This window comes from Neorhizobium sp. DAR64860/K0K1, assembly GCF_050500205.1.
GTDB lineage: Bacteria > Pseudomonadota > Alphaproteobacteria > Rhizobiales > Rhizobiaceae > Neorhizobium > Neorhizobium soli.
Window position 1 is genome coordinate 2,445,209 of the sequence record NZ_CP191459.1, and the last position, 24,972, is coordinate 2,470,180.

At 61.4% G+C, this 24,972-nt stretch carries 25 protein-coding genes; 11 read left to right on the forward strand and 14 right to left on the reverse strand.

Annotated elements, in window-relative coordinates:
- The first annotated feature begins 14 nt into the window (after window positions 1-14).
- The gene (locus ACQY1J_RS16585) at window positions 15-629 is read left to right on the forward strand and encodes an HAD family hydrolase (protein WP_430250357.1); all 615 of its coding nucleotides are present in this window, start codon (window positions 15-17) and stop codon (window positions 627-629) included.
- Window positions 630-722: 93 nt separating this feature from the next.
- Complete coding sequence (locus ACQY1J_RS16590; RefSeq protein WP_062579460.1) at window positions 723-1,157, forward strand: VOC family protein; 435 nt, start codon at window positions 723-725, stop codon at window positions 1,155-1,157.
- Window positions 1,158-1,389: 232 nt separating this feature from the next.
- Here the strand turns inward: ACQY1J_RS16590 and ACQY1J_RS16595 are convergent, their stop codons facing one another.
- Window positions 1,390-2,520, reverse strand: a complete 1,131-nt coding sequence (locus tag ACQY1J_RS16595; RefSeq protein ID WP_113166743.1) for a site-specific DNA-methyltransferase — start codon at window positions 2,518-2,520, stop codon at window positions 1,390-1,392.
- Window positions 2,521-2,666: 146 nt separating this feature from the next.
- On the opposite strand from ACQY1J_RS16595, the gene ACQY1J_RS16600 reads away from it, so the two are divergent.
- From ACQY1J_RS16600 to ACQY1J_RS16610, 3 genes are all read left to right on the forward strand, one after another.
- Window positions 2,667-2,963, forward strand: a complete 297-nt coding sequence (locus tag ACQY1J_RS16600) for a nucleotidyltransferase family protein (protein ID WP_062453607.1) — start codon at window positions 2,667-2,669, stop codon at window positions 2,961-2,963.
- A gap of 176 nt (window positions 2,964-3,139) precedes the next feature.
- Window positions 3,140-4,777 carry a Na+/H+ antiporter gene (locus ACQY1J_RS16605; RefSeq protein ID WP_430250358.1) on the forward strand — a complete coding sequence of 546 codons (1,638 nt, stop codon included), beginning with the start codon at window positions 3,140-3,142 and terminating at the stop codon, window positions 4,775-4,777.
- A 112-nt stretch (window positions 4,778-4,889) separates the two neighbouring features.
- Window positions 4,890-5,576, forward strand: a complete 687-nt coding sequence (locus ACQY1J_RS16610; protein WP_430250359.1) for an HAD family hydrolase — start codon at window positions 4,890-4,892, stop codon at window positions 5,574-5,576.
- Here the strand turns inward: ACQY1J_RS16610 and ACQY1J_RS16615 are convergent.
- Window positions 5,573-8,365 carry an autotransporter outer membrane beta-barrel domain-containing protein gene (locus tag ACQY1J_RS16615; protein ID WP_430250360.1) on the reverse strand — a complete coding sequence of 931 codons (2,793 nt, stop codon included), beginning with the start codon at window positions 8,363-8,365 and terminating at the stop codon, window positions 5,573-5,575. The two genes, ACQY1J_RS16610 and ACQY1J_RS16615, sit on opposite strands and share 4 nt — an antisense overlap.
- Before the next feature lie 95 nt (window positions 8,366-8,460).
- A complete protein-coding gene (locus tag ACQY1J_RS16620; RefSeq protein ID WP_430251973.1) occupies window positions 8,461-9,018 on the reverse strand; it encodes a PilZ domain-containing protein in 558 nt (185 codons plus the stop codon).
- Window positions 9,019-9,167: 149 nt separating this feature from the next.
- On the opposite strand from ACQY1J_RS16620, the gene thrC reads away from it, so the two are divergent.
- From thrC to ACQY1J_RS16640, 4 genes are all read left to right on the forward strand, one after another.
- Entirely contained in the window at window positions 9,168-10,562 is a 1,395-nt protein-coding gene (thrC, locus tag ACQY1J_RS16625; protein ID WP_430250361.1) for a threonine synthase, read from the forward strand.
- 41 nt (window positions 10,563-10,603) lie between these two features.
- The gene (locus ACQY1J_RS16630; RefSeq protein ID WP_430250362.1) at window positions 10,604-11,902 is read left to right on the forward strand and encodes a M16 family metallopeptidase; all 1,299 of its coding nucleotides are present in this window, start codon (window positions 10,604-10,606) and stop codon (window positions 11,900-11,902) included.
- A 36-nt stretch (window positions 11,903-11,938) separates the two neighbouring features.
- Window positions 11,939-12,550 carry a GNAT family N-acetyltransferase gene (locus tag ACQY1J_RS16635; RefSeq protein ID WP_062453614.1) on the forward strand — a complete coding sequence of 204 codons (612 nt, stop codon included), beginning with the start codon at window positions 11,939-11,941 and terminating at the stop codon, window positions 12,548-12,550.
- A gap of 71 nt (window positions 12,551-12,621) precedes the next feature.
- On the forward strand, window positions 12,622-15,459 hold the full coding sequence (locus ACQY1J_RS16640) for an EAL domain-containing protein (protein WP_371816136.1): 2,838 nt from the start codon (window positions 12,622-12,624) through the stop codon (window positions 15,457-15,459).
- Window positions 15,460-15,593: 134 nt separating this feature from the next.
- Here ACQY1J_RS16640 and ACQY1J_RS16645 read toward each other — a convergent pair whose 3' ends face one another.
- The 3 genes from ACQY1J_RS16645 to ACQY1J_RS16655 form a co-directional block, all read right to left on the reverse strand.
- Entirely contained in the window at window positions 15,594-16,745 is a 1,152-nt protein-coding gene (locus ACQY1J_RS16645; RefSeq protein ID WP_082471851.1) for a zinc-binding metallopeptidase family protein, read from the reverse strand.
- A gap of 111 nt (window positions 16,746-16,856) precedes the next feature.
- Window positions 16,857-17,048, reverse strand: a complete 192-nt coding sequence (locus tag ACQY1J_RS16650; protein ID WP_062453615.1) for a CsbD family protein — start codon at window positions 17,046-17,048, stop codon at window positions 16,857-16,859.
- Window positions 17,049-17,151: 103 nt separating this feature from the next.
- Window positions 17,152-17,781, reverse strand: a complete 630-nt coding sequence (locus tag ACQY1J_RS16655; protein ID WP_062453616.1) for a YqgE/AlgH family protein — start codon at window positions 17,779-17,781, stop codon at window positions 17,152-17,154.
- 280 nt (window positions 17,782-18,061) lie between these two features.
- Between ACQY1J_RS16655 and ACQY1J_RS16660 the strand changes: the two genes are divergently transcribed.
- Window positions 18,062-18,904: a protein-disulfide reductase DsbD domain-containing protein gene (locus ACQY1J_RS16660; protein ID WP_430250363.1), complete on the forward strand. Its 843-nt coding sequence runs from the start codon at window positions 18,062-18,064 to the stop codon at window positions 18,902-18,904.
- Between the two features lie 84 nt (window positions 18,905-18,988).
- Complete coding sequence (locus tag ACQY1J_RS16665; protein WP_062453618.1) at window positions 18,989-19,474, forward strand: peroxiredoxin; 486 nt, start codon at window positions 18,989-18,991, stop codon at window positions 19,472-19,474.
- 96 nt (window positions 19,475-19,570) lie between these two features.
- Here the strand turns inward: ACQY1J_RS16665 and ACQY1J_RS16670 are convergent, their stop codons facing one another.
- The 8 genes from ACQY1J_RS16670 to ACQY1J_RS16705 all read right to left on the reverse strand — a co-directional run bounded on the left by ACQY1J_RS16670 (window position 19,571) and on the right by ACQY1J_RS16705 (window position 24,946).
- A complete protein-coding gene (locus ACQY1J_RS16670) occupies window positions 19,571-19,879 on the reverse strand; it encodes a Dabb family protein (RefSeq protein WP_062453619.1) in 309 nt (102 codons plus the stop codon).
- 112 nt (window positions 19,880-19,991) lie between these two features.
- The gene (gene rnhA / locus ACQY1J_RS16675) at window positions 19,992-20,435 is read right to left on the reverse strand and encodes a ribonuclease HI (protein WP_244508821.1); all 444 of its coding nucleotides are present in this window, start codon (window positions 20,433-20,435) and stop codon (window positions 19,992-19,994) included.
- A complete protein-coding gene (locus tag ACQY1J_RS16680; protein WP_062579444.1) occupies window positions 20,429-21,394 on the reverse strand; it encodes a homoserine kinase in 966 nt (321 codons plus the stop codon). The genes rnhA and ACQY1J_RS16680 overlap by 7 nt, the downstream gene beginning before the upstream one ends.
- A gap of 79 nt (window positions 21,395-21,473) precedes the next feature.
- Entirely contained in the window at window positions 21,474-22,499 is a 1,026-nt protein-coding gene (ispH, locus tag ACQY1J_RS16685) for a 4-hydroxy-3-methylbut-2-enyl diphosphate reductase (RefSeq protein WP_430250364.1), read from the reverse strand.
- A 71-nt stretch (window positions 22,500-22,570) separates the two neighbouring features.
- Entirely contained in the window at window positions 22,571-23,338 is a 768-nt protein-coding gene (locus ACQY1J_RS16690; protein ID WP_246453898.1) for an SURF1 family protein, read from the reverse strand.
- 10 nt (window positions 23,339-23,348) lie between these two features.
- Window positions 23,349-23,642 (reverse strand): helix-turn-helix domain-containing protein, encoded by a 294-nt coding sequence (locus tag ACQY1J_RS16695; protein WP_113166733.1) that lies wholly within the window; start codon window positions 23,640-23,642, stop codon window positions 23,349-23,351.
- A complete protein-coding gene (locus ACQY1J_RS16700) occupies window positions 23,639-23,989 on the reverse strand; it encodes a type II toxin-antitoxin system RelE/ParE family toxin (protein WP_113166732.1) in 351 nt (116 codons plus the stop codon). The genes ACQY1J_RS16695 and ACQY1J_RS16700 overlap by 4 nt, the downstream gene beginning before the upstream one ends.
- 81 nt (window positions 23,990-24,070) lie before the next feature.
- Window positions 24,071-24,946: a cytochrome c oxidase subunit 3 gene (locus ACQY1J_RS16705; protein ID WP_092661475.1), complete on the reverse strand. Its 876-nt coding sequence runs from the start codon at window positions 24,944-24,946 to the stop codon at window positions 24,071-24,073.
- Window positions 24,947-24,972 lie beyond the last annotated feature (26 nt).

The window sequence follows — 24,972 nt, forward strand, 5'->3', positions numbered from 1 at the left end:
AGGAAACATCGTTTATGGCGGCCAAGATTGATCACATCGTTTTCGACATCGGCAAGGTTCTGATCCACTACGATCCCAACCTTCCCTTTAGCCGGATCATTCCCGACGAGACCGAACGCAAGTGGTTCTTCGACAACGTCTGCACCCACGAATGGAACCTGGAACAGGACCGCGGCCGCAGCTGGAGCGAGGCCGAAGCGCTGCTGCTGGAACAGCATCCGGAACACGAAGCCAATATCAGGGCCTTTCGCCAGCACTGGCACGAAATGGTGCCGCATGCCTACGACGGGACAGTCGCCATCTTCGAAAGCCTGATCGAGAACGGCCGCGACGTAACCATGCTCACCAACTTCGCCGCCGACACGTTCGTTGAAGCCCGCCGGAAATTCCCGTTTCTCGACAAGCCGCGCGGCGTCACGGTGTCGGGCGAGATCGGCCTGATCAAGCCGGATGTGGCCATCTACGAAAAGCACGCCCGCGATTTCGGCCTCACCCCCGAAGCCTCGATCTTCATCGACGACAGCTTTCCCAACGTCGAAGGCGCCCGCGCCGCCGGCTGGCACGCCGTGCATTTCACGGATCCGGAAACGCTGCGGAAGGATTTGAGGGATCACGGTATCGAGGTGTGAGGTTTGGGGGTGGTAGCCGGTATGCTGACGATATAAGTTCCCGGCTCATCCACCTCGTTTTGCAATCGACCTCACGTTAAGACGGCACCCCTCATGGCAATTCCATTCGCTCCCGTCGGCATTGATCACATCGTTCTTCTGATCGACGACATGAAACGTGCGCTTACGTTCTACACGGATGTCCTGGGGTGCCGGCCTGGCTATTCCTATCCGGCCCTGGGGATGGAGCAGGTCTGGTTCGGCTCCTCGTTGATCGTCTTGTGGGACGTAACTCACCCGGGCGGAACGAAAGCAGCGCCTCCGGTGACCGGTGGGCGCAATGTCGATCATGTCTGTCTTGCGACCAGCCCTTTCGACCATGACGAACTGCGGACGCATCTCGATAAGCACGGAGTCGAGATCGTCCAGGAAGCGTTTCATGGGGGTGCCCGGGGCATGGGGCACTCGTTCTACATCCATGACCCGTTTGGCAATAAGATCGAGATCAAGGGGCCTGCAGAATACCCGGATGGACGGCAGGCAACCTAGCCGGGTGATCGGCGGACGGGCCGAAACATTCGAATTCGGAGGTGTTCAGGGTTACTCTGGTCAGAGCCTGCGTCGTTGCTGCCCCGAAATCAGTGCATTTGCCCCATAAAAAAGATGACGCCCGGAGCCTTCACACTCCGGGCGTCACATGATCCTCTTCCGGGACTAGAGGTACAAAACCGGAAGAGGAAGCTCGCGAGCTGACATGGGATCTGGTCCCGGGACTGGTGGCTCAGTCCGCTTTTGGCAGGCCGTTGCGAATGATGGTGCGAAGGTCGTCGATCGGTTTCAAGACGCCGGCCTCCTCGTAGTGCCAGAATGTCCAGCCGTTGCAGGCATCAAAGCCCTGAACCTTGGCGCCGAGGCGATGGATCGATCCGGCGTCGCCGTTCGAGGTCAGCGTGCCGTCGGCGCGGATGATGGCGCTGTGGCGGCGGCGGGCGTCGGTGAGGATCTGGCCAGGCTTGACGAGACCGCTTTCGACGAGCGCATTGAAGGCGACGCGCGGTTCGGCGCGCTTGCCGGTCATGACCGTCAGTTCCGTCTTGCCGAGCGGTTCGACCGAGGCGATGCGGGCAGATGCGGCGTCGATATAATCCTGCTCGCGTTCGATGCCGACGAAGTTGCGGCCGAGACGCTTGGCGACCGCACCCGTGGTGCCGGAACCGAAGAACGGGTCGAGCACGACATCGCCGGGCTTGGTGCAGGACATGATGATGCGGGCGAGCAGCGCTTCAGGCTTCTGGGTCGGATGGACCTTCTTGCCGTCGTCACCCTTCAGGCGTTCGCCGCCCGAGCAGATCGGAAACAGCCAGTCGGAGCGCATCTGCACGTCGTCGTTGGAGGCCTTCAAGGCTTCGTAATTGAACGTGTAGCCCTTGGCCTTGGCATCGCGGCTGGCCCAGATCATCGTTTCGTGGGCGTTCTGGAACCGGCGGCCCTTGAAGTTCGGCATCGGGTTGGTCTTGCGCCAGACGATATCGTTGAGGAGCCAGAAGTTCAGGTCCTGCATGATCGCGCCGACGCGGAAGATGTTGTGGTAGGAACCGATCACCCAGATCGTGCCGTTCGGCTTCAGCACGCGGCGGCAGGCAAGCAGCCAGGCGCGGGTGAAGGCATCGTAGACCTGGAAGGACGCGAACTGGTCCCAGTCGTCATCGACGGCATCGACCAGGCTCTGGTCGGGGCGATGCAGGGCGCCGCCGAGCTGCAGGTTGTATGGCGGATCGGCAAAGATCGCATCCACCGATTTATCCGGCAGCGCCTCGAGGGCTGCCACGCAATCGCCCTTGATGATGGAGTTCATCCAGGCGTGAGGACGGGCCTGTTTCTGGAGGTCGATCAAAGGAAGGACTGCGGCCATGAGACACTCGCTACGCTGTACTGGATACGAATTTACTGACTGTTATGGTTACTCATTTTGGTTACCAAAGACTGAAGCCGGTGGCCTGTTTCTGGAAAAAAGCAAAATGATGGGAAGCGGCGCGAAGATGCGCTAGGCTACAACTCATGAAAAAAGCAGAGGCGATCGAGAAGCTGAGACGGCAGGCCGACGCGATCAGGGCGCTCGGCGCGACCTCGCTTTATCTGTTCGGCTCGGTTGCCCGCGACGAAGCCGGACCCGACAGCGATCTCGATCTGTTTATCGATTATGACGAGAGCAAGAAGTTCTCTCTGCTCGATCTTGTCGGGATCAAGCTGTTTCTCGAGGATGAACTTGTCGTGCCTGTAGACGTCACGACGCGGGACAGCCTTCATCCGATCCTGAAAGATCGGATAGAACTTTCTGCAACGCAGGTGTTCTGATGGACGAATTTATCTGGGACGTCATTGCGCATGACCTGCCGCCGCTCAAAGCCGCGATGCTGGGCCTACAAGAACGACTGAGCCGGTCTTAAAGGTCGCACCCCCCTTCCCGGCCCTTGCCTCATCCATTCCCATTTCTTATTCAGGCCGGAACCGGAACGGATAGGAGCGCCACCATGGAAAGCATCACCATTGCCCTGGTCCTGCTTCTCGCCGTGGTTCTGAGCGGCACGCTGGCAAGGCTTTCGCCTGTCGGCATTCCGCTGCCGCTGGTGCAGATCGCGCTCGGGGCCGCGATCGCCGGCGTGACGGGGTCTGCGGTGCAGCTCGATCCGGATTTCTTCTTTCTGCTGTTTCTGCCGCCGCTACTGTTTCTCGATGGATGGCGCATTCCGAAGGAAGGGCTGTTCCGCGACAAGGCGGTGATCCTGGAGCTGGCGCTCGGGCTTGTCATCTTCACGGTGATCCTGATCGGCTTTCTGGTCCACTGGATGATCCCGGCGATACCGCTTGCGGTCGCGTTCGCGCTCGCCGCCATCCTGTCGCCAACCGATCCGATCGCCGTCTCGGCGATTGCCGCGCGGGTGCCGATCCCTGGGCGCCTGATGCATATTCTGGAAGGCGAATCGCTGCTCAACGATGCGTCCGGCCTTGTCTGCATGCAGTTCGCGGTGGCCGCCGTGCTGACCGGCGTGTTCTCGCTGGCGGATGCGGTGGGCACCTTCCTCTGGGTGGCGATCGGCGGCATCCTGATCGGTTTTGGCACCACATTCGTGGTCATGAAGGCGAAGTATTACGTGTCGCGCAAGCTGGGCGAAGAGCCCGGCGCGCAGATCCTGATCAGCCTGCTCATTCCGTTCGGCGCCTATCTTCTGGCCGAACACCTGCATTGCTCCGGCATTCTGGCAGCCGTTGCGGCCGGTATCACCATGAGCTTTGCCGAACTGCGCGGCCAGACGATGGCTGCCACCCGCATGCGGCGCTACGCGGTGTGGGATACGGTGCAGTTTGCGCTGAACGGCATTATCTTCGTGCTGCTGGGCGAACAGATGCCGGGCATCGTCTCAGGCGCCGCCAGGATCGTCACGGAAACGGGCCACCTTCACCCGATCTGGCTGATCGCCTATGTGGGGGTGATTACCACCGCACTCGCGGCCCTGCGGTTCGCCTGGGTGTGGGTATCCTTGCGCTTCACCCTCTATCGCGCCGCGCGTCGCGGAGAGGCGATCCGCAAGCCGCATTGGAGGCTTCTGGCAGCCATGTCGCTTGCCGGCGTGCGCGGGGCGATCACGCTTGCGGGTATCCTTACCCTGCCGCTTGCCATGAACGACGGCACATCGTTTCCGGCGCGCGATCTGGTGATATTTCTGGCAGCCGGGGTGATCATCCTGTCGCTGACGGCGGCCAGTATTGGCCTTCCGTACCTCCTCCAGAACCTCGAACTGCCACCGGAGGATGATCACCTCCAGGAAGAGGATATTGCCCGGATTGCGGCGGCAGAGGCTGCGATCCGGATGATCGAGAAATTGCAGCATGCGATGAGCGAAGGCCGCACCGATGCCGATCTCTACGGCGAGGTCGGCACGCGGTTGATGGAACTCTACCGGCAGCGGATCGAGGGGCGTTCCAAGCTTGGGGACGAGGCAGAGCTGTTGCGCAAGATGGAGGAGGTCGACAAGCGGTTCAGGCTGGCCGCCCTGCGTGCCGAACGCGACGAGTTGTTCAGGCTCGGCCGCCGGCGCAAGATCTCCGAGGAGATCGCGCGAAAGCTTGTTCGCGAGATCGATCTTGCCGAGGCGCGCTACGGTTTCTGAGGCGCGCCGTGTTGTCGCCGCTTTGCCGGTAGAGGAAATCGGCCTCCGCATTGTTTCCGGCGCTTCCCTCGTGTAGATCGCCCTCACCTTCTTTCATCAAAGAGTATCCATCATGAGCGGCTTCGACCTCATCATCTTCGATTGCGACGGCGTGCTCGTCGATTCCGAAATCATCGCGGCGCAGGTCGAATCCCGGCTGCTGACGGAAGCGGGCTATCCGATCAGCGTCGAGGAAATGGGCGAGCGCTTTGCCGGCATGACCTGGAAGAACATTCTTCTGCAGGTGGAACAGGAAGCGGATATTCCGCTTTCGGCCTCGCTTCTCGACAAATCGGAAAAGCTGCTCGACCAGCGGCTGGAGCGCAGCGTCAAGATCATCGAGGGCGTCAAGTTCGCGCTGTCGCGGCTGACCACGCAGCGCTGCATCTGCTCGAATTCGTCCAGCCAGCGGCTGGACATGATGCTGACCAAGGTGGGGCTCAAGCCCTATTTCGAAAACCATATCTATTCCGCCAAGGACCTCGGTCCCGACCGCGTGAAGCCGAAGCCGGACATCTTCCTGCATGGCGCAAAGCAGTTCGGCGTTGAGCCGGACAGGTGCCTGGTGATCGAGGATTCCACCCATGGCGTCCACGGTGCACGCACGGCCGGCATGCGGGTGGTGGGCTTCACCGGCGCATCGCATACCTATCCCAGCCATGCCGACCGGCTGACCGACGCCGGTGCCGAAACGGTGATTTCGCGGATGAGCGACCTGCCGGCGGTGATTGCCGCACTCGGCGAATGGGGCGGGATCTAGAACTGCACCGCAAGGCTGGCCTTCGCGGTATGGCTCGTCAGCGAATGGGCAAATTCTCCGGAATAGCTGAGCTTCAGCCGTGCGGATTTTGAAACCTGCGCCGTGACGGAGGCCTCGACGACGGCCGTGTCGCGCGGCAGCGCCACGCCTTCCAGCATGAACGGACTGCCGCCGCTGGAAAAGGCGAGCCGCGATGCGGGCGTCAGGTCGCCCATTGCGTGGCGCCAGCCGAGCATGCCGGAGACGGTGAGCGGCAGGTCCTCGACAGGCATTTGCGCCGACCAGCGAAGGCCGAATGTGGAAAGGGCGATATTGTCGGTTTCACCATTGCCCGTCAGAGCGGCGGCCCCGCCCCTCTCGCGAAAACCATCGGTGTCGAGATTGATATAGGCAAGGCTCGCGAAGGGCTGCAGCGTCACGGGACCTGCCGTTGTCTTCCAGGACAGGTCGGTGAACAGCTGACGGGTGGCGCCTCTGTAATCGGCCTGGAGATCATCCGTGAACGTGCCGAAGTCGACGCTGCGCGACGTCGAGATCCGGTTTTCGGAGTAGACCGCGCCGGATGTGAGGGCAACGTCGCCCCAGTTTGCGGCGGCGTAGAGTCCGGCATGATAGCTTTCCCAGTCCGCCTCGCTGCCCGCAGAGGCATTGCTGTAGCCGAACAGGCCGCCGAGCCGCCAGTGATCGGATGCCTGCCCGTCGAAGCCTGCTATGAATCCCGCCGCATGGCTGTCGATGCCGGCCGCATTGCCGTCACTGCGCAATTGCCCTGATGCAGCGATGCCGGTTGCCCAGAAGCTGGTCGCACCATCGGCCGATGAGCGGATCGGGACGGCACCGTTGACGCGGTCGACGATGGCGTCCCGAATGAGCCGGCTGTCGCTTAGAAGCTGGGTTTTTAGCGAGGCGTGGATCTCGCCGCTGAGCTGTGAAAAGGAATCGCGTGCGCCATCGGCGTTTTGCTGGAGAACACCGAGGAAGACGTCGTTTTCGGTGCCGAGCGACTGGACTGCCGTAGCCGTTGCGCGCGTATTGGCGGTGTTCGCGACGTCGGCGAAATCGACATCGTTCCGGTAGAGGCTCAGCGTCACGTCGTCGGCGCCATAGGCAAGGATGGGCGACAGGAAGGCGAGATCGGTGGTGACGTCGTCGAAGGCACCGGTAACGCTTTCGCCTGTGATGATCGTGTAGGTCGTAGCAGGTGAATAGGTGCCTGCGCCCGCGAGAACCTGGACCGTGCCGCCTTCGATGCTGACCGAACCGGTGGCGGCAAGGCTGTCGGACGTGCCGTCTGCTTGCGTTTCCACCTGATAGGTCGAGCCGGCTTCGAAGGTGACGTCGCCGTTGACGGCAAGTGTTGCGATACCTGGGCCGGGCGACAGCGTGCCGCCTGACCCGACGGTGAGGCCACCGATCTCCCCTGTGCCTGACAGCATGCCATCGGTGCCGATATCGATCGCGCCGCCGATCGTGCCGTCATTGACGAGCACTCCTCCTGACACCGTCGCATCGCCGCTGATCTCGCCGGTGTTGGAAAAGCTGCCACCGGTATTGGTGAGCGAGGCGATGGTGCCGTCGTTGGATGAGGTTCCGGCGTTCGAGACATCACCGGCGACCGCGCCGGAATTGTTGACGAAGCTGCCGGAAGCCGCGACATCCACGTCGGTGACGACGAAATTGTTGGTGACCGTGCCGCCTGAAACGGTGGTGCTTCCGGTGATTTCGCCGCCGTCGTTGTTGGTGAAGGTGCCGCCGCTATTGGTCAGCGAGGCGATCGTTCCGGCGTTCGAGGCATTGCCTGAGTTGGTGACCTCGCCGGCCGTCGCACCTGAATTGTTGACGAAGATCGCAGCCGCTGCGACATCGACCTTCGTCACCACGAAATTGTTGGTGAGCGTTCCTCCCTCGACTGAGGTTGCGCCTGAAATGGTGCCGTTATTGGTAAAGCTGCCGCCGACATTCGCGAGCGATGCGACAGTGCCGGCATTGGACGCCGTGCCCGCGTTGGTGACGGATGCCGCCGTAGCACCGGAATTGTTGACGAAACTGGCTGTGGCAGCGACATCGACGTCGGTGACGACGAAGTTGTTGGTGACGGTGCCGCCTGAAACCACCGTATCGCCGGTGACCGTGCCGCCATCGTTGTTGGTGAAGGATCCGCCGGTATTGGTGAGCGAGGCGATCGTGCCGGCGTTGGAGGTTGTGCCCGCATTGGTGACGGCGCCGGCCGTGGCGCCGGAATTGTTGACGAACCGGGCCGTCGCTTCGACATCGACATCGGTGACGACGAAATTGTTGGTCATCTGCGCATCACCGGACAGCGTCGTTTTGCCGTCGATCGTGCCGTCGTTGACGACCTCGCCACCCGAAGATGCAAGGTCGCCGGAGAGCGTTCCCGAGTTACTGATGGAGCCGCCGGACATCGTGAGGTCTGAGGTCAGCGTGCCGCTTTGCGAGATCTCGATGCGGCCCATGTCGAACAGGGTCGTGCCGCTCGTCGCTGTCAGATCCGCATCCACATGAAGCGTGCCGCCGGACACCGCTAGCGTATCAACGGCCGTGTCTGCTGCGACCGTCGGCGCGCCGGAGCCGATCGACGCTGCGTCCGATACGCCGGGGGCATCCGGTGCCGTTGTCCAGTTTGCGCCGTTTATGAAATTGTTGTCGGAGGCTCCGGTCCAGACCGATTGCGCGCAAGCGCCACCGGGCGCAAGCGCTGCCAGCGTGACGATGGCGGTGCAAAGCCGCAGACGCCGCTTCGCGTCCGCCACGATAGCTGGAGCAGTCATCCCAATCCCTGTCTCGAACGGTCGCAGGCAGCGCGCCCGTGACGATCATCCCATACTGGGTAGGGAATTATGGTTAACCCTGGGTTAAAAGGGCCTTAGCTGCGGCGTGCGGGCTTCTTGCCGGGTGCGCCATTGTCGAAACCGACGCGGACGCGGGTGAAGCGCGATGCACCGCCCTGCGCGTTCGGGATCTGCACATCCGCCTTCTGGAAGAGGAACTGCGTGCCGCCGGCCGGAAGCTCGACCGGATAGGCGACCTTTTGCGAGTAGATCGTGTTGTCGCCATCGACGACCTCGACCAGGATCGGCAGGGTCACGCGGCCCGGCGCGCCGACAGGCCCATCGATGATGCGGCCCTGGACGACGACATTGATAGTCATCGTCGTCTCGTTTGCCGTGCACTGACGCGTCGCGTCGGCCAGCGATGCCTGGTAGACGAGCTTTTGCGGATCATCCTGACCGCCGCGGGCGTATTCCTGGCGTATCGCCGTCTGCTCGCGCAGGACGATCTGCGGGCAATAGGCCTGCACCACCGCCGGCGTTGCTGCCTGGGCGGCCGGCGCAAGGCTTTCCGTGGACGTGGAAGAGCTGCAGCCGGCGAGCGCCGTCAGGAGGGATACCGTTACGAGACCATGGGAAATCTTGCCAAACACAATACTCAACCTTGTTCCATCCCTTTTGACCGGCTTGTCGCGCCAAACATGCTCATGGCGTAACGCAGCGCCGTTTTCCAGTCTTTCACCGCCGATTTCAATCGTCTATACCAGCGGCGCAAACAAAAATCGATTGGGGATTATCGGTCGTGGACTACATTTCTACCCGGGGCGAAGCGCCCGCTCTCGGCTTTCGTGATGCACTGCTGGCCGGCCTTGCCCGCGACGGCGGTCTTTACCTGCCGCGCCACTGGCCTCAGTTGTCCAAGCGGGACATCCGCAATCTGCGTGGAAAGTCCTATGCGGAAGTGGCTTTCGAGATCCTCAAGCATTTTGTCGACGGGGAAATTCCAGACGACAAGCTGAAGGCCATGATCGACGAGGCCTATGCGACTTTCCGTCATCCGGCGGTGGTGCCGCTGGTGCAGACGGGTCCGAACGATTTCATCCTCGAGCTTTTCCACGGCACGACGCTTGCCTTCAAGGATGTGGCGATGCAGTTGCTCGCCCGCCTGATGGATCATGTTCTGGCCGAGCGCGGCGAACGCGCCACGATCGTCGGCGCGACGTCGGGGGATACGGGCGGTGCGGCGATCGATGCCTTTGCCGGACGCGACCGCACCGACATCTTCATCCTCTTTCCGGAAGGCAAGGTCTCGCCGGTGCAGCAGCGCCAGATGACCTCGTCGACCGCATCCAACGTGCATGCGGTGGCGCTCAAGGGCAATTTCGACGACTGCCAGAACATCGTGAAAGAGATGTTCAACGATGTCGCCTTTCGCGACCGGGTGAAGCTTTCGGGCGTCAACTCGATCAACTGGGCCCGCATCATGGCGCAGGTCGTGTATTTCTTCACCGCCGCCGTTTCGCTGGGCGGACCGGACCGCAAAGTGTCCTTCACGGTGCCAACAGGCAATTTCGGCGATATTTTCGCGGGCTATGTGGCCAAGAAGATGGGCCTGCCGATCGACCGGCTGGTGATTGCCACCAATGACAACGACATTCTTGCCCGCACACTGAAGACCGGGCGCTACGAGATGCAGGGCGTGATGGCGACCACGTCGCCGTCGATGGATATCCAGATCTCGTCGAATTTCGAGCGGCTTCTGTTTGAAGCCTATGGCCGCGACCCGAGCGCTGTTCGCGCCTCCATGGCGAGCCTGAAACAGTCCGGCGCGTTCGAAATCAAGCCGAAGGCGTTGAAGGCGATCAAGAGCGAATTCCGCGCCGGCCGCGCCACGCTGGAGCAGGTTGACGAGACAATTCGCGACACGCTTGCCGCCACCGGATACCTGCTCGACCCGCATACGGCGACCGGCGTTTTCGTTGCGCAGAAGCACGCGCGGCCCGGCAGCCCGATGGTGACATTGGCCACGGCGCACCCCGCCAAATTCCCGGCGGCGGTAAAATCCGCTTGCGGAATTGATCCGGCACTTCCATCATGGCTCGCTGATCTGATGCACAGGGAGGAGCGCTACGATACGCTGGACGCCGAGCTGAAGGCCGTTGAAACATTCATCGGCGAACACGCACGGGCAAACTGAGCCAGTTATCGGCAGTGCCGGAAAGACGCGAAGACGTGAATATGAATGTTGAAATCACCCGGCTCCCCTCCGGGCTCACAGTCGTGACCGAGACCATGCCACACCTGGAGAGCGTCGCGCTCGGTGTGTGGATCAAGTCCGGAGCCCGCAACGAGACCGAGAACGAGCACGGCATCGCGCATCTTCTCGAGCATATGGCGTTCAAGGGTACGGCGAGGCGGACCGCCCGCGATATCGCCGAGCAGATCGAGGATGTCGGCGGCGAGCTCAATGCCGCGACCTCGACCGAAACCACATCCTATTACGCACGGGTGCTCAAGGACCACGTGCCGCTGGCGGTCGATATCCTTGCCGATATCCTGACGGAGTCGGAATTCGACGAGGAAGAGCTGCGCCGCGAGAAACACGTCATCCTGCAGGAAATCGGCGCGGCCAACGACACGCCCGACGACGTGGTGTTCGACCGCTTCTCCGAAGTCGCCTATCGCGGCCAGACGATCGGCCGCGCCATTCTCGGCACGCCGGATACGGTGAAAGGGTTCACGCCGCCGCAGATCCGCGGCTATCTTTCGCGCAATTACACGACCGACCGGATGTTCATCGTCGCGGCCGGCGCTGTCGACCACCAGGTGTTCTGCAAGCAGGTCGAGGAGCGGTTCGCCAGCCTGCCGACCATGCCGAGTGCGACGCCCGTTCTCGAGCCCGCCCACTATATCGGCGGCGACACCCGCGAAGACCGCGATCTGATGGATGCCCAGCTGCTGATCGGCTTCGAGGGCAAGGCCTATCACCAGCGGGACTTCTACTGCTCGCAGATCCTTGCCAACATTCTCGGCGGCGGCATGTCCTCGCGGCTGTTCCAGGAAGTGCGCGAGCGCCGGGGCCTCTGTTACTCCGTCTACGCATTCCATTGGGGCTTTTCCGATACGGGCATTTTCGGCGTCCATGCCGCGACCAACGGCGACGAGTTGCCGAACCTCGTGCCTGTGGTCGTCGAAGAGCTGCGCAAGGCATCCGAGCAGATCCATCAGGCGGAAATCGACCGGGCGCGCGCGCAGATCCGTGCCCAGCTTCTGATGGGGCAGGAAAGCCCTGCCGCCCGCGCCGGCCAGATCGCCCGCCAGATGATGCTCTACGGCAAGCCGATCCCCAATGACGAGATGATGGAACGGCTGGAGGGGATCACCACCCAGCGGCTGACCGATCTTGCCGGACGTCTGTTCTTCGACACGGTGCCTACGCTTTCGGCGGTTGGGCCGATCGCACAACTGCCGTCGATGGAAGAGATCGCGGCGTCGCTTTCCTCACCAGGCGTGACAACCAAAAAGGCGGCCGGCTGATCAAGCCGCCTGCCCTGCCCGGAGCACACAAGCACCATGGCCAAGTCCGTGTTTCGGTTCCTATCGCGACATCCGGACACACCGGAGATCTCAGGCGAGCGCCACATCATGCGCCTGCCGCTTTATGCCGACTACAAGGCCTGGATGACGCTGCGGTCGCAAAGCCGGGCGTTCCTGCAGCCGTGGGAGCCGACCTGGCGCCCTGACGAGCTGACGGAATCGGCGTTTCGCGCTCGCGTGGTGCGCGCCACCCAGGAACATGCGTCAGGCGTCGCCATGCCGATGCTGCTTTTCCGCCGCGACACGATGGAGCTTTTGGGGGGCCTGACGATCGGCCATATCCGCCGCGGCGCATCGCAAAGCTGCATGGTCGGCTACTGGATGGGCGAGAAACATTCGGGCCAAGGCCATATGTTGGCCGCATTGGAGATGGCTATCCCCTACATCTACGGCGGACTTCAGTTGCACCGGATCGAGGCAGCCTGTATTCCGGACAATTGGAAAAGCATCCGGCTTCTCGAAAAGGCCGGATTCGAGCGGGAAGGTCTTTTGCGGAAATATCTCAAGATCAATGGTGAGTGGCGCGACCACGTGATTTTCTCCCGACTGCCAGAAGATGGTGAATTTGCGAAAATGCTGAACACATGATGCTGCGTCACATGAGTTTCTCGTCCATGCCGCGCCTGCCGTCGGTTCTTGAAATTGTTTCCGCTGTCTTGATGTTTCTTGCGGCGGCGACGTTTGCACAGGCGGCCGAGCCGGTGAAAATCTCGCGCGACGACACCGCGCTCGACCTGACCCGCACGACCGACATCTACGCCAACCAGGGCGAGGCCTTTCAGGTTTCCACGGCCGCTGCTGCCGACGGTATCCGTCGCCGCATCGAGGTGCGCGCATCTTCGCCGTCGCACCAGGGCGACTGGGCGGTGTTTGCGCTTTCCAACGTTTCCGAGGAGCAGCTGGAGCGGGTGATCGTCGCGCCGCATTTCCGGCTCGTAAATTCCAAGGTTTTCTGGCCGGATCTCGGCTCGCAGCGCATCATCTCGATCACGCCATCGGAAGGGTTTGCGCTCGACCGTATCGCCAGCCCCGATGCCGACGTGTTCCGCATCACGCTCAATCCGGGCGCCACGATCACATTCGTCGCCGAGCTTTCGACGCCGGCGCTGCCGCAGATCTATCTCTGGCAACCGGATGCCTACAAGGATTCGGTCAACTCGTTCACGCTCTACAAGGGCATCGTGCTCGGCATTGCCGGTCTGCTTGCGGTGTTCCTGACCATCCTGTTCGTGGTCAAGGGAACATCCATGCTGCCGGCGGCGGCAGCCCTTGCCTGGGCGGTGCTTGCCTATATCTGCGTCGACTTCGGGTTTCTCGACAAGCTCATCAGCGTGACATCGTCCGACGAGCGAATATGGCGTGCCGCAGCCGAAGTGGCGCTTGCCTCGTCGCTCGTCATCTTTTTGTTCACCTATCTCAACCTCAACCGCTGGCACGTGCACCTGGGTTATGCGACGCTTGCCTGGGTGGCCGGCCTCGTGCTCCTCGGCGGTGTGGCGATCTACGATCCGTCTGTCGCATCCGGTATCGCGCGGCTTTCGTTTGCGTTGACGGGTACTGTCGGCATCCTCCTGATCGTCTATCTCGGCTTCAACCGCTATGACCGCGCCATCCTTCTGGTGCCGACCTGGGCGCTGCTGCTGGTCTGGCTGTTCGGGGGATGGCTGACGGTGACCGGCCAGCTCGACAACGACATCGTGCAGCCGGCGCTTGGCGGCGGACTGGTTCTGATCGTGCTTCTGATCGGCTTTACCGTGATGCAGCACGCCTTTGCCGGCGGCGCCTACCAGCAGGGTCTGTTTTCCGATCTGGAGCGGCAGTCGCTGGCGCTGACCGGTTCGGGCGACACCGTGTGGGACTGGGATGTGGCGCGCGACCGCGTGGTGACTACGCCCGACATCTCGACGCGGCTTGGCCTCGAGCAAGGCTCCATGCACGGGCCGGTGCGCAACTGGCTGCCGCGGCTTCATCCCGATGACCGCGACCGGTTCCGCGCCACGCTTGACGTGCTTCTGGAACATCGCCGCGGCCGCCTGAACCACGAGTTCCGGATTCGCGCGGAAGACGGGCATTTCCACTGGCTGCAGATCCGCGCCCGGCCGGTACTCGGCTCCAATGGCGAAATCATCCGCTGCGTCGGCACCGTCATCGATGTGACCGAGCAGAAGAACTCGATCGAGCGTCTGCTGCAGGACGCGATGCATGACAACCTGACCGGGTTGCCGAACCGCCAAGTGTTCCTCGACCGTCTGCAATCGGTACTGACGCTGGCACCCGGCGACGGGCATCTGCGCCCAACCGTCATGGCGATCGACATCGACCGCTACAAGCAGGTCAACGACTCGCTCGGAATTGCCGCGGGCGACAACATTCTGATCGCGCTGACGCGGCGTCTGCGTCGTCTCTTGAAGCCTCAGGATACGCTGGCACGGCTTGCCGGCGACCAGTTCGGCCTCATCCTCGTCTCCGAGCGGGACCCGGGCAAGGTCGCGGATTTCGCCGATGCGGTGTCCAAGGCAATCATGGTGCCGATCAACTTTGCCAATCGCGAGATCGTCCTCACCGCCTCGATCGGCCTAGCCTCCTGGGTAGATCAGCAGGAAAGCGCCCCGGGACTTCTCGCCGATGCGGAACTGGCGATGTACCGCGCCAAGCGCGCCGGCGGCAATCGCGTCGAACCGTTCCGTCCGGCATTCCGCTCGACCGGTACAGATCGTCTGCAGATCGAAACCGACCTTCGCCGCGCCATCGAGCGACGCGAACTGACACTCGCATACCAGCCGATCATCCGGCTTGTGGATGGCGAGATTGCCGGCTTCGAAGCGCTGATGCGTTGGGAACATCCCAAACGCGGCAGCATTCCGCCCTCCGAATTCATTCCGATCGCCGAAATGTCGGACCTGATCGGCCCTCTCGGCCTCTTTGCGATGGAACGGGCGGCCTCAGACCTCACGTCCTGGCAGGCACAAACCGGTTCGCTGCCGATCTTCGTATCCGTCAACGTCTCGAGTGCGCAGCTCCTGAACGCCGATCTCTACAATGACGTCCGGGCATTGCTGCAGAGGACGCAGGTGGCACCGGGCCAGCTCAAGCTGGAGCTGACGGAGTCGCTGATGATGGAGAACCCGGAACAGGCGCGTCTTGTTCTGGCCAAGCTCAAAGAGACCGGCCTCAGCCTCGCGCTCGACGACTTCGGTACCGGCTACTCTTCGCTCGGCTATCTCACGCAGTTCCCGTTCGACACTATCAAGCTCGACCAGTCGTTGGTGCGCGATGCCACCGACAAGCGTGCTGTGCTTCTGCGCTCGGTCATCGCCATGGCGCGGGCGCTCGAGATGGACGTGGTGGCTGAGGGCATCCAGACCGACGAAGACGCGGCGGAACTTGCCAAGATGGGCTGCCATTTCGGCCAGAGCTACCTGTTCGGCCCGCCGGCGACGACGGATGCGATTGGCCGACTGCTGAAAGAACGGTTTCCGCTGACGAAACGGGCTTGAGTTCCGACTTCCTCATCTTGCCTTGTGGCGAGGATGAGGGAGACCGGCTATCGCTCTCGTCAACCAAGCCTCACCTGTGTTTCGAGCAGCCTGACAGGCCTGATGTCAGGCCCGTCCGCGTGAATAGAGCCTGATCATACAGCCGTTGCCATCGCGGCGCCGCTCATGGCTTCCCAAGTCGCGCCCGGATGCTGACGGCGGTTTTCCTGGATCATGTCGTGGATGAACTGCAGCTTGGTGGTGACCGCCGGGGCGAGGATGAACGGATAGAGATCCGGCACACCCATGGCTCTGTGGATGCTGTTCAACGCCATGCTGAACGGAATCCACGCCCGAACGAGCTGCTCGGCGCTCGCTGCCTCGTAGGGCTGGAACGCAACTTCTGCCGCCAGTTCGCCGTGGCGTCTCGGATCGATCGACAGGCCGTAGGCGCGTGCCATTTCCAGCGTATCGACGATATGGATGTAGTGGGCGAAGGTTTCGGCAAAATCCTCCCACGGATGCGAGCTCGCATAGGTGCTGATATAGGACTGTTGCCAGCCAACCGGCGGGCCTTCTTCGTAGTTGCGGCGCAACGCGTCGGCATAATCCATCGTCTCGTCGCCGAACACGGCGCGGAATGCATCGGTCCTGCCGCCGTCGCGGATAAGCTTGTCCCAGATGTAGTGGCCGGTCTCGTGGCGGAAGTGGCCGAGCATCGTGCGATAGGGCTCGTTCATGGATATGCGGATCTGCTCGCGCGTCGCGTCGTCGGCTTCGGCAGCGCGGATGGCGATCAGGCCGTCTTCGTGGCCGGTCATGGCGGGCTTCACCGTTCCATCCGGCTGGATCTCGTCGATCAGGAAATCGAACACGAGGCCGCCCTGCGGATCTTCTTCGCGGTTGGTGCGCGGCAGGTTCCATTTCATCAGCGAGTAGAACAGATGGCGCTGCGCCTGGCTGATGCGGCGCCACTGGTCCAGCCCCTCCTCGGTCGAGGCGTCCGGCACCAGGCGGTTGTGCCGGCAAGCCGGGCAAAACGGGTTCGGGTCCTCGGCAACGACCGTCCAGTTGCAGATATCCAGGCTGCTGTTGGCACAGAGCCTCACCTTGCTGTCGAGGTCACCGAACAGGTGCCAGGTCGGATCCGCCACGGGGGCGTCGGGACCCGCAACCATCTCGTCCTGCTCCAGAGCCATGATGGCGAGCTTTTCCGGAACGAAAGCCAGTTTGTAACCGCAGTGGACGCAGTTGCGATTGTCGAAATAAACCGGTTGGCCGCAGTGATCGCAGTCGAAGAGGCGCATGGACAGATCCGCTAGACGAAGTGGAAGTTGGGGTGAACTGAATTCTGGATGATAAAAAACCTGCCCCGGTAGGACCGGAACAGGTTTCTGGATTTGGCGGATTCGGATCGCTTAGGCGCGATCAACGATGTCCTTGCCGGCTTCCTTGATCTTGCCCTTGGCCTGCTGGGCTTCGCCCTTGGCTTCCTGGGCAGCGCCCTTGGCTTCCAGCTCGTGGTTGTCGGTCATGTCGCCGACAGCCTGCTTGACCTTACCGGAGACTTCATTGCCCATTCCGGAAATTTTATCGCTGGTGCTACCCATAGTGTTTCTCCTTGAGCTTAGCGGCATCGTTTTCGATGTCTTGCAATAGGAGAACTCCGAGCCTTGGCAGTTCGTTCCGGCATCGCTCAAGAATTTCAGAAACTCAGGCGTGGCCGGCGTCGGAGGACAGCATTGCGGGCGTCACGCCCATCGAGGCGAGCGCGCGCTCGTACTTGTCTTCCAGCGTCGTACCGAAGATCAGATCTTCGCTGGCCGGGCAGTTCAGCCAGCCGTTGCTGGAAATCTCCCGCTCCAACTGTCCTGCACCCCAGCCTGCGTAACCGAGCAGCATGGTAGCGCGTGATGGCCCCCTGCCGTCACAGATGGCGCGGATGATATCGAGCGTGGCGGTGAGCGAGATATCGTCGCTGACGGGAATGGAGGACTCGCTCGAGAAGTCGTCGGAATGCAGCACGAAGCCGCGACCGGTTTCCACCGGACCTCCAGACAGGATCGGGAACTCACGGCATTCGTGCGGGAGGGCAATGATCTCGTGCTCGTCCAAGAGCTTGAGGTGCCGCAACACTTCCGTGAAGGAAATTTCCTGGGAGCGGTTGATGATAAACCCCATGGCGCCGGCCGGAGAATGGGCGCAGACATAGATGACCGTGCGGGAGAAATTGGTATCCTGCATGCTCGGCATCGCAATCAGGAACTGTCCGTCAAGAAAGCCGCGTTCGCGACCGCCCTTGCCGCCGTCGTCCTGAGCACCCGAGAGAAGCGAAAAAGCCATCATGCCTCCACCTGCAGCGCTTTGAAACCTATTCTAGCAAAACTGCGGCCGTTTGAAATGTCTGTACTGACTGTCTTTGAAGGCCGGGCCCGCCTGGTTGTGAGAGCGTGCCGTGGCTGCTGCTTCACAGCAGCGTTCCTGAAACATGGGGCACGAACCGTGGCGATCAACGGAAAATGATCCTGTTTTTCGAAAGCGCTGCTGGTTCGTTCAACATTTAACGGTTAATCCCTGAGCGATGAGGAGCCTGACCCCAATTCGAACCACAACCGCAAACCTGTTGCTTGGTGCTGCCGTCTGCCTTGGATTGCAGACGCCGGCGGCCGATGCTCTGGCGGAAATGTCGCCCTGGGCCACCAACGAGGGCGGCCGCATGCGGATCGTCACCATGCCTCCAGAGCCCGATGGAACCGTGCGCGGGGCTCTGCAGATCGAGCCGAAGGATGGCTGGATCACCTATTGGAAAGAGCCGGGTGAAGCGGGCATTCCGCCGCAACTGACATTTTCGCGCGAAAGCGGGATCACCTCCCAGAAGATGTCCTATCCGGTTCCAAAGCTGATCACCAACGGTGACGTTACCGACATCGGCTATGATCGCGCCGTGGCATTTCCGTTTGCGCTGAAGCTCGACAAGCCGACCAAGGCGGGGCAAGCCTCACAGGTCTTGCCGTTGGGGGCGGCAAGCATCGACGTTTCCGCGTTTATCGGCATTTGCCGCAATATCTGCATACCCTTCCAGGCCGAATTCTCTCTGCCGATGAAAGCGGTCCGGGGCACGCCGGTGGAAGAGGCAATGATCCTCAACGCCGCCAGCGCCGCACTCCCCTCGCCTCCGGCCAACGATTTTGCCGTGACTGATTATGCGATGGTGAAGGGCGGGAAGGTTCTACGGCTGACGCTGCGGCTGCCGGACAGTGCGACCGCGCAGCCGCAGGTGGTGGTGACCGGTCCCGAGGGGCATGTGCTCTTCGAAAGCGTCGATGCGAAGCGGCAGGGTCATGCCTATACGCTGGATATGCCGGTGGGAAAATTGCCTGACAATTACGACATCAGCGGCAAACGGTGGGGCATTCTGGCGACCAGCGGCAGTCGGTCCATGGAGACGTCCATCGTTTTCGACTGAACCTCCTCCCGTCTTCGCTTGCCTCTTGCCGACCGCGACCTATAGTTCCGCCGAACGGCAAACTTCAAGCCAACAGGAGATCCCATGACCATTGCTATCGGTGAAAAACTACCCAGTGCCACCTTCAAGGAAAAGACTGCTGACGGCCCGGTCGAGATCTCGACGGACGCGCTGTTTGCCGGCAAGAAAGTCGTGCTGTTTGCGGTACCCGGCGCCTTCACGCCCACCTGCACGCTGAACCACCTGCCCGGCTATCTCGACAATCGCGACGCGCTGCTTGCCAAGGGCGTCGACGACATCGCCGTCGTTGCCGTCAACGACTGGCATGTAATGGGCGCCTGGGCGCAGCAGACCGGCGGCATGGACAAGATCCATTTTCTGGCCGACTGGGACGGTGCCTTTACCAAGGCGATGGGCCTTGATGCCGATCTTTCCGCCGGCGGGCTTGGCGTGCGCTCCAAGCGCTACGCGATGCTGGTCGAGGACGGTGTGGTGAAGTCACTCGACATCGAGGAAAGCCCTGGCCAGGCCACCGTCTCGGGTGCCGACGCGATGCTGGAACGCCTCTAAGTCAGTTAGTATTCCATGAGATCGTTTGAGGGGCTCATGCCCCTCATTCCCATTACGCATGAGACGCTGCGAGGGGCTAGAGCCCGCCTCGAACCATTACACTGCCATATCGAAAACCATCAGGCCCGACACGCCGCCATCGGATGCGGCGACAATTCGTTCGGCGACGGTAATATGATCGGGATGGACGAGATAGGCGTCACGGCTTTCCAGCGTGTCGAAGGTGACGATGAAGCCGTCGAGGAAGCCGCCGTTCAGGCCTTCCGATGAGGCGTTCGGGCCGGACTTCACATCGACAATGCCGGGAATGAGCGTTTTGAGGCCGTGAACGGCGTCGTAGATTTCCTGCTTCTCTGCCGGCTGCAATGCAGTCTTGAAGCGCATGAAGACGCAATGAAGGATCATCGGTGGGTCCACCCTATGGCTGTTCTGTATGGCGCGAAATCGTCGTGGAGCCTGCTTGCCCGACGGGAAACCGCTTCGCACCTTTGCTGTAAACCACCCTCAAGAGCAACCGCTACTTTCTCTTGAAAGGCGCCATGCCGGTGCGGGCCAGTTCGTCGGCGCGTTCGTTTTCCGGATGGCCTGCATGGCCCTTGACCCAGTGCCATTTGACCTTGTGGCGCTGGTTGGCGACATCGAGCTGCTGCCACAACTCACCGTTCTTGACGGGCTTCTTATCGGCCGTCTTCCAGCCGTTTTTCTTCCAGCCGAAGATCCACTTGGAAATGCCGTCCATCACGTATTTGCTGTCGGTGTGGAGATCGACCTCGCACGCGTCCTTGAGCGCATTGAGGGCGCTGATGGCAGCCATCAGTTCCATGCGGTTGTTGGTCGTCTCGGCCTCGCCGCCGGACAGTTCCTTGGTGGTTTCGCCATAGCGCAGGATGGCGCCCCAGCCGCCCGGGCCGGGATTGCCGGAACAGGCGCCGTCGGTGAAAATGTCGACCTGTTTCATGATGTCAGTCCATAATCTGCAGCAGAGGAAATGCCGCGGTGGAACCGCAGCTTGCGGAGGTATTCGAGCGGATCCTTCTTGACCACCAGCGCGCCCTCGGGCGTCGTCAGCCAATCATAGAGGCGGGTCAGAAAGAAGCGCAGGGCCGAGCCGCGGGCAAGCACCGGCAATGCGGCGATCTCCGCATCAGACAGTGGCCGGACGCTGCGATATCCTTCCAGCATCGCCATACCCTTCTCAACGTTATAGCTGCCGTCCGCTTCGAAGCACCAGGCATTGAGGCAGATGGATACGTCGTAGGCTAAGAGATCGTTGCAGGCGAAGTAGAAGTCGATGAGGCCGGAAAGTTCGTCGCCGAGGAAGAAGACGTTGTCCTGAAACAGATCCGCATGGATGACACCCGCCGGCAGATCCTTCGGCCAATGGGCGGCGAGAAATTCCAGTTCCGAGGTGATCTCGTCCTGCAGCCCCGTTTCGACCTCGTCGGCGCGGTCCGCGGATTTCTCCCACAGGACCTTCCAGCCATCGAGCGACAGCGCATTGGGGCGCTTGATCTTAAACCCTTCGCCGGCGAGATGCATCTGCGCCAGCGCCTTGCCGACCTCGCGGCAGTGCCTCGCCTCCGGCCGTCTCAGCCACATGCCCTCGAGAAACGAGATGAGGGCCGCCGGCCGGGTCGAGAGTTCGCCTAGCAACTGCCCGTCGCGGCGTGGCAACGGCAGCGGGCAGGACAGGCCGCGATCAGCCAGATGCTGCATCAGACCCAGAAAGAACGGCAGGTCGGATTTCTCGACGCGTTTTTCATACAGCGTCAAGATCAGCGGGTCGCGCGTGGTGTGGAGCAGGAAATTCGAGTTCTCGACGCCCTCGGCAATGCCCTTGTAAGACGTGAGCTCCCCGACATCATATTCGGCCAGGAACCGGTTCAGGTCGATTTCGGTGATATCGGTATAGACGGCCAAGATTTCGTCCCGCTGATGATCGTTGCGCTGGATCTCTTCCTAGCGGCTTGGCCGATGCTTCGCTAGAGCCGAAGGCGGTTCATCCAGCGGAGAGAGGGCGCTCGCCGTTGACCCAGGCCATGTCTTCGATGGTGAGGGGGACGGAGCGGAGTTCGCGGTTGACGAGGAAGTTTTCGGTTTCCTCGGCGGTGATCGCAAGCTCGATTTCGGCCGAAAACCTCTGCTTGAAGGCTTCGATGATTTCGTCGACGATGACTTCGGGCGCAGAGGCGCCGGCGGAGAGGCCGAGCGTCTCGATCTGGCCGATTTCGTCCCAGTTCAGCTCGGAGGCGCGCTGAACCAGGATCGAGCGCCGGGCGCCGGCCCGGAGCGCGACTTCGACGAGACGCTTGGAGTTGGACGAGTTCGGTGCACCGACGACGATGAAGAGATCGCAGCCGGGTGCTGCCTCTTTCACCGCTTCCTGGCGGTTGGTGGTGGCGTAGCAGATACTGTCGGCGGCCGGTGCCGTCAGGTTCGGAAAACGTTCCTGCAGCTTGGCGATGACGCCCGCGGTATCGTCCACCGACAGCGTCGTCTGGGTGACGTAACCGAGATTGTCAGGATCGGCGGGGATATAGGCTTCGGCATCGGCGATCGTGTCGACGAGCGAGACTGTGCCTTCCGGCAACTGGCCCATTGTGCCGATCACTTCCGGATGTCCAGCATGGCCGATCAGCACCACATGGCGGCCCAGCCGCTGGTGGCGCATCGCCTGCTTGTGGACTTTTGAGACGAGCGGGCATGTGGCATCGAGATAGAACAGGTTGCGGGCCTGCGCATCCTCGGGCACCGATTTCGGCACGCCATGGGCGGAAAACACGACCGGCTGTTGGCGATGCTCCGCCGGGATCTCATCCAGTTCCTCAACGAAGACGGCGCCCTTGGCTTCCAGTCCCTCGACGACATAGCGGTTGTGGACGATCTCGTGACGGACATAGACCGGCGCGCCATAGGCTTTCAGCGCCAGCACGACGATCTGGATTGCCCGATCGACGCCGGCGCAAAAGCCGCGCGGACCGCAGAGGCGGATCGTGAGAGCCGGTTTTGTGACCTGGATGTTCATGTCGCTTCCGTAAGCCGTTGCAGTCCCCATATAGGCGAGCCGGCTCCGCCACGCCAAGAAAAAAGTGACGGCTATGGCGTCGCAGGCTTGGCACGGCGCCACCATGCGCCGATGACGACCGCCACCAGTGCCGCTGCAAGCCCGTACCAGGTGAAGGCATATTGGAGGTGGCTGTTGGGGAGATCGAACTGGGTGACGCCGCCCTTCGGCCAGCCGCCGGGATTTTGAACCAGATCATCCACATCGACAAAGAACGGCAGGGTTTTGGCCGGATCGAGACCTGATGACGACGCCATGACGTCGAGATCCTTCCAGAAGAAGATGTTCTTGGCGATATCGTTGTCGGGCACGATGGAGGATGGCTTTTGCGCCAGACGGCTGCGGGCATAACCGGTCAGCCGCTGCTCGCGCGTGACTTCGCCGGCCGTGCGCGTCGAGACCTCTTTCATCTCGTAGGGAATGAAGCCGCGATTGACGAGAAGGGCGCGACCATCGGAAAGGATCAGCGGGGTGTAGACGTAAAAACCGGTCTGGCCCTGAAACGTGGCGAAGAAATGCCGTTCTTTCGTGTGGTCGAACGTGCCTGAAAGCGCGACGCGGCGGTATTCGATATCGCCGCCATCCGCCGCGATCCGCTCGATGTCTGCCAGCGGTACGGGATCTGCGCTGCGCCGCTCGGCGATATCGGCGAGCAGGCCTTCCTTCCAGTGCAGCCGTTCCATCTGCCAGGTGCCGAGAGCAAGGAGGATGGCGAGCGAGGCCAGGATGAGGGTGATTGTGGCGATGGTGCGCACAAGACTGCGGGAGCGCCTTGAAGAGGCCGGCTGTCGCTCGGTCAACTGATGCATGCTAGACCAGCTCGATACGGAGATTGCGGCCGACAGCTGTCGCAGCACGGCGCAACGTCAGAAGGGTAACCGAGGGATTGTTCGGGTCGAGCAATCGATCAAGCTGCTGACGGCTGGAATTCATCCGCTCGGCCATGGCAGTCTTCGTGAGGCCTTCCTTTTGCATGGCCGCCCGTAACTGGTCGGCAATCACCTGTTTCAGGGCAATCGTCTCGGTTTCCTCCAGCAGGCCATCGGCTTCAAGGAAATCGTCGAAAGTCTCTGTCCTGTCGATATAGCCCTTTTGCTCCGTCATAGTTCCACATCCCGTTTTCGTGCCAGCGCGAGGTCAAGATCCTGAGCCGGTGTCTTCTGGGTCTTCTTTTCAAAGCCGTGGAGAAGGATCATCTGACCCTCGTGAATGAAAAAGATCACCCGTGCGATGCGCCCGCCGGAGAGGTTGGTCCGAACTTCCCACAGTCCATTTCCGAGAGAGCGGCAATAGGGCATGCCCAACGGCCAGCCAAACTCGACCCTTTGGATATCGATACCGATCTGCCGCCTGTCTTCTCTCGTGAGATCCATCAGCCATTCGCGTACCGGCCTGCGCCCGTGTGCGGTCGCGTAGAACCTTCCGACGATCTTTTTCGGCAAATCCGTCATCACGGCGCATTGTACCAATTTTGGTACACTTTCGCAACAAAAAAGGGCGGCATCGGCCGCCCTTCGAAGTGTCGTTTGTTCTCAATGCGCCAGCGGTGCGCCCCAGCCGCCCCAGATGTAGATGGAGAAGAACAGGAAGAGCCAGACGACGTCGACGAAGTGCCAGTACCAGGCGGCTGCTTCGAAGCCGAAGTGTTTTTCGGAGGTGAAGCCGCCGTTCATGGCTCTGATGAGGCAGACCAGCAGGAAGATGGTGCCGACCAGAACGTGGAAACCGTGGAAGCCGGTGGCCATGAAGAACGTGGCGCCATAGATCGAATTGGCGAATTCGAACGGGGCGTGGGCATATTCGTAGGCCTGCACGAACGAGAACAGCACGCCGAGTGCGACTGTCAGTGACAGGCCGGTGACGAGGCCCTTCCGATCGTTGTGCAACAGCGCGTGGTGAGCCCAGGTGACGCAGGTGCCTGACAGCAGCAGGATGATCGTGTTATAGAGCGGCAAATGCCATGGATCGAGAACCTCGATGCCCTTTGGCGGCCATTGTCCGCCGAGAACCTGTGTTCTGGACGCCTGGATCGCCTCGTTGGCATAAAGGCTTGCGTCGAAGAAGGCCCAGAACCAGGCGACGAAGAACATCACTTCCGACGCGATGAACATGATCATGCCATAGCGCAGATGCAGCGACACGACGCGGGTATGGGCGCCCGCATTGCCTTCCTTGATCGTATCCGACCACCAACCGATCATCACATAGATGACGATCGCCAGACCGATATAGAAGACCCATGGCGTTGCCAGGTTCATGCCGAAAATGTGGAATTCCGAACCCTTCAGGTAGCGCATGTATCCGACGCCACCGAACGCCATGACGAAGGCGCCGATCGAGGCGAGAAGCGGCCAAGGGCTGGGGTCGATAATGTGATAATCGTGGTTCTTCTGGTGCGCTTCTGCCATGCCTGCCCCTCCCAAGGGTGCTTACC

Bases quoted from the DNA above. Each gene is read 5' to 3' on its own strand.
- ACQY1J_RS16590 (WP_062579460.1), top strand. From the start codon at position 723: ATGGCAATTCCATTCGCTCCCGTCGGCATTGATCACATCGTTCTTCTG.
- ACQY1J_RS16695 (WP_113166733.1), bottom strand. From the start codon at position 23,642: ATGACGGAGCAAAAGGGCTATATCGACAGGACAGAGACTTTCGACGAT.
- ACQY1J_RS16655 (WP_062453616.1), bottom strand. From the start codon at position 17,781: ATGGCTTTTTCGCTTCTCTCGGGTGCTCAGGACGACGGCGGCAAGGGC.
- ACQY1J_RS16610 (WP_430250359.1), top strand. From the start codon at position 4,890: ATGAGCGGCTTCGACCTCATCATCTTCGATTGCGACGGCGTGCTCGTC.
- ACQY1J_RS16700 (WP_113166732.1), bottom strand. From the start codon at position 23,989: ATGACGGATTTGCCGAAAAAGATCGTCGGAAGGTTCTACGCGACCGCA.
- ACQY1J_RS16645 (WP_082471851.1), bottom strand. From the start codon at position 16,745: ATGCGCCTCTTCGACTGCGATCACTGCGGCCAACCGGTTTATTTCGAC.
- ACQY1J_RS16605 (WP_430250358.1), top strand. From the start codon at position 3,140: ATGGAAAGCATCACCATTGCCCTGGTCCTGCTTCTCGCCGTGGTTCTG.
- ACQY1J_RS16600 (WP_062453607.1), top strand. From the start codon at position 2,667: ATGAAAAAAGCAGAGGCGATCGAGAAGCTGAGACGGCAGGCCGACGCG.
- ACQY1J_RS16705 (WP_092661475.1), bottom strand. From the start codon at position 24,946: ATGGCAGAAGCGCACCAGAAGAACCACGATTATCACATTATCGACCCC.
- ACQY1J_RS16615 (WP_430250360.1), bottom strand. From the start codon at position 8,365: ATGACTGCTCCAGCTATCGTGGCGGACGCGAAGCGGCGTCTGCGGCTT.
- ACQY1J_RS16640 (WP_371816136.1), top strand. From the start codon at position 12,622: ATGTTTCTTGCGGCGGCGACGTTTGCACAGGCGGCCGAGCCGGTGAAA.
- ispH (WP_430250364.1), bottom strand. From the start codon at position 22,499: ATGAACATCCAGGTCACAAAACCGGCTCTCACGATCCGCCTCTGCGGT.
- ACQY1J_RS16665 (WP_062453618.1), top strand. From the start codon at position 18,989: ATGACCATTGCTATCGGTGAAAAACTACCCAGTGCCACCTTCAAGGAA.
- ACQY1J_RS16650 (WP_062453615.1), bottom strand. From the start codon at position 17,048: ATGGGTAGCACCAGCGATAAAATTTCCGGAATGGGCAATGAAGTCTCC.
- ACQY1J_RS16670 (WP_062453619.1), bottom strand. From the start codon at position 19,879: ATGATCCTTCATTGCGTCTTCATGCGCTTCAAGACTGCATTGCAGCCG.
- ACQY1J_RS16635 (WP_062453614.1), top strand. From the start codon at position 11,939: ATGGCCAAGTCCGTGTTTCGGTTCCTATCGCGACATCCGGACACACCG.
- ACQY1J_RS16595 (WP_113166743.1), bottom strand. From the start codon at position 2,520: ATGGCCGCAGTCCTTCCTTTGATCGACCTCCAGAAACAGGCCCGTCCT.
- ACQY1J_RS16585 (WP_430250357.1), top strand. From the start codon at position 15: ATGGCGGCCAAGATTGATCACATCGTTTTCGACATCGGCAAGGTTCTG.
- ACQY1J_RS16630 (WP_430250362.1), top strand. From the start codon at position 10,604: ATGAATGTTGAAATCACCCGGCTCCCCTCCGGGCTCACAGTCGTGACC.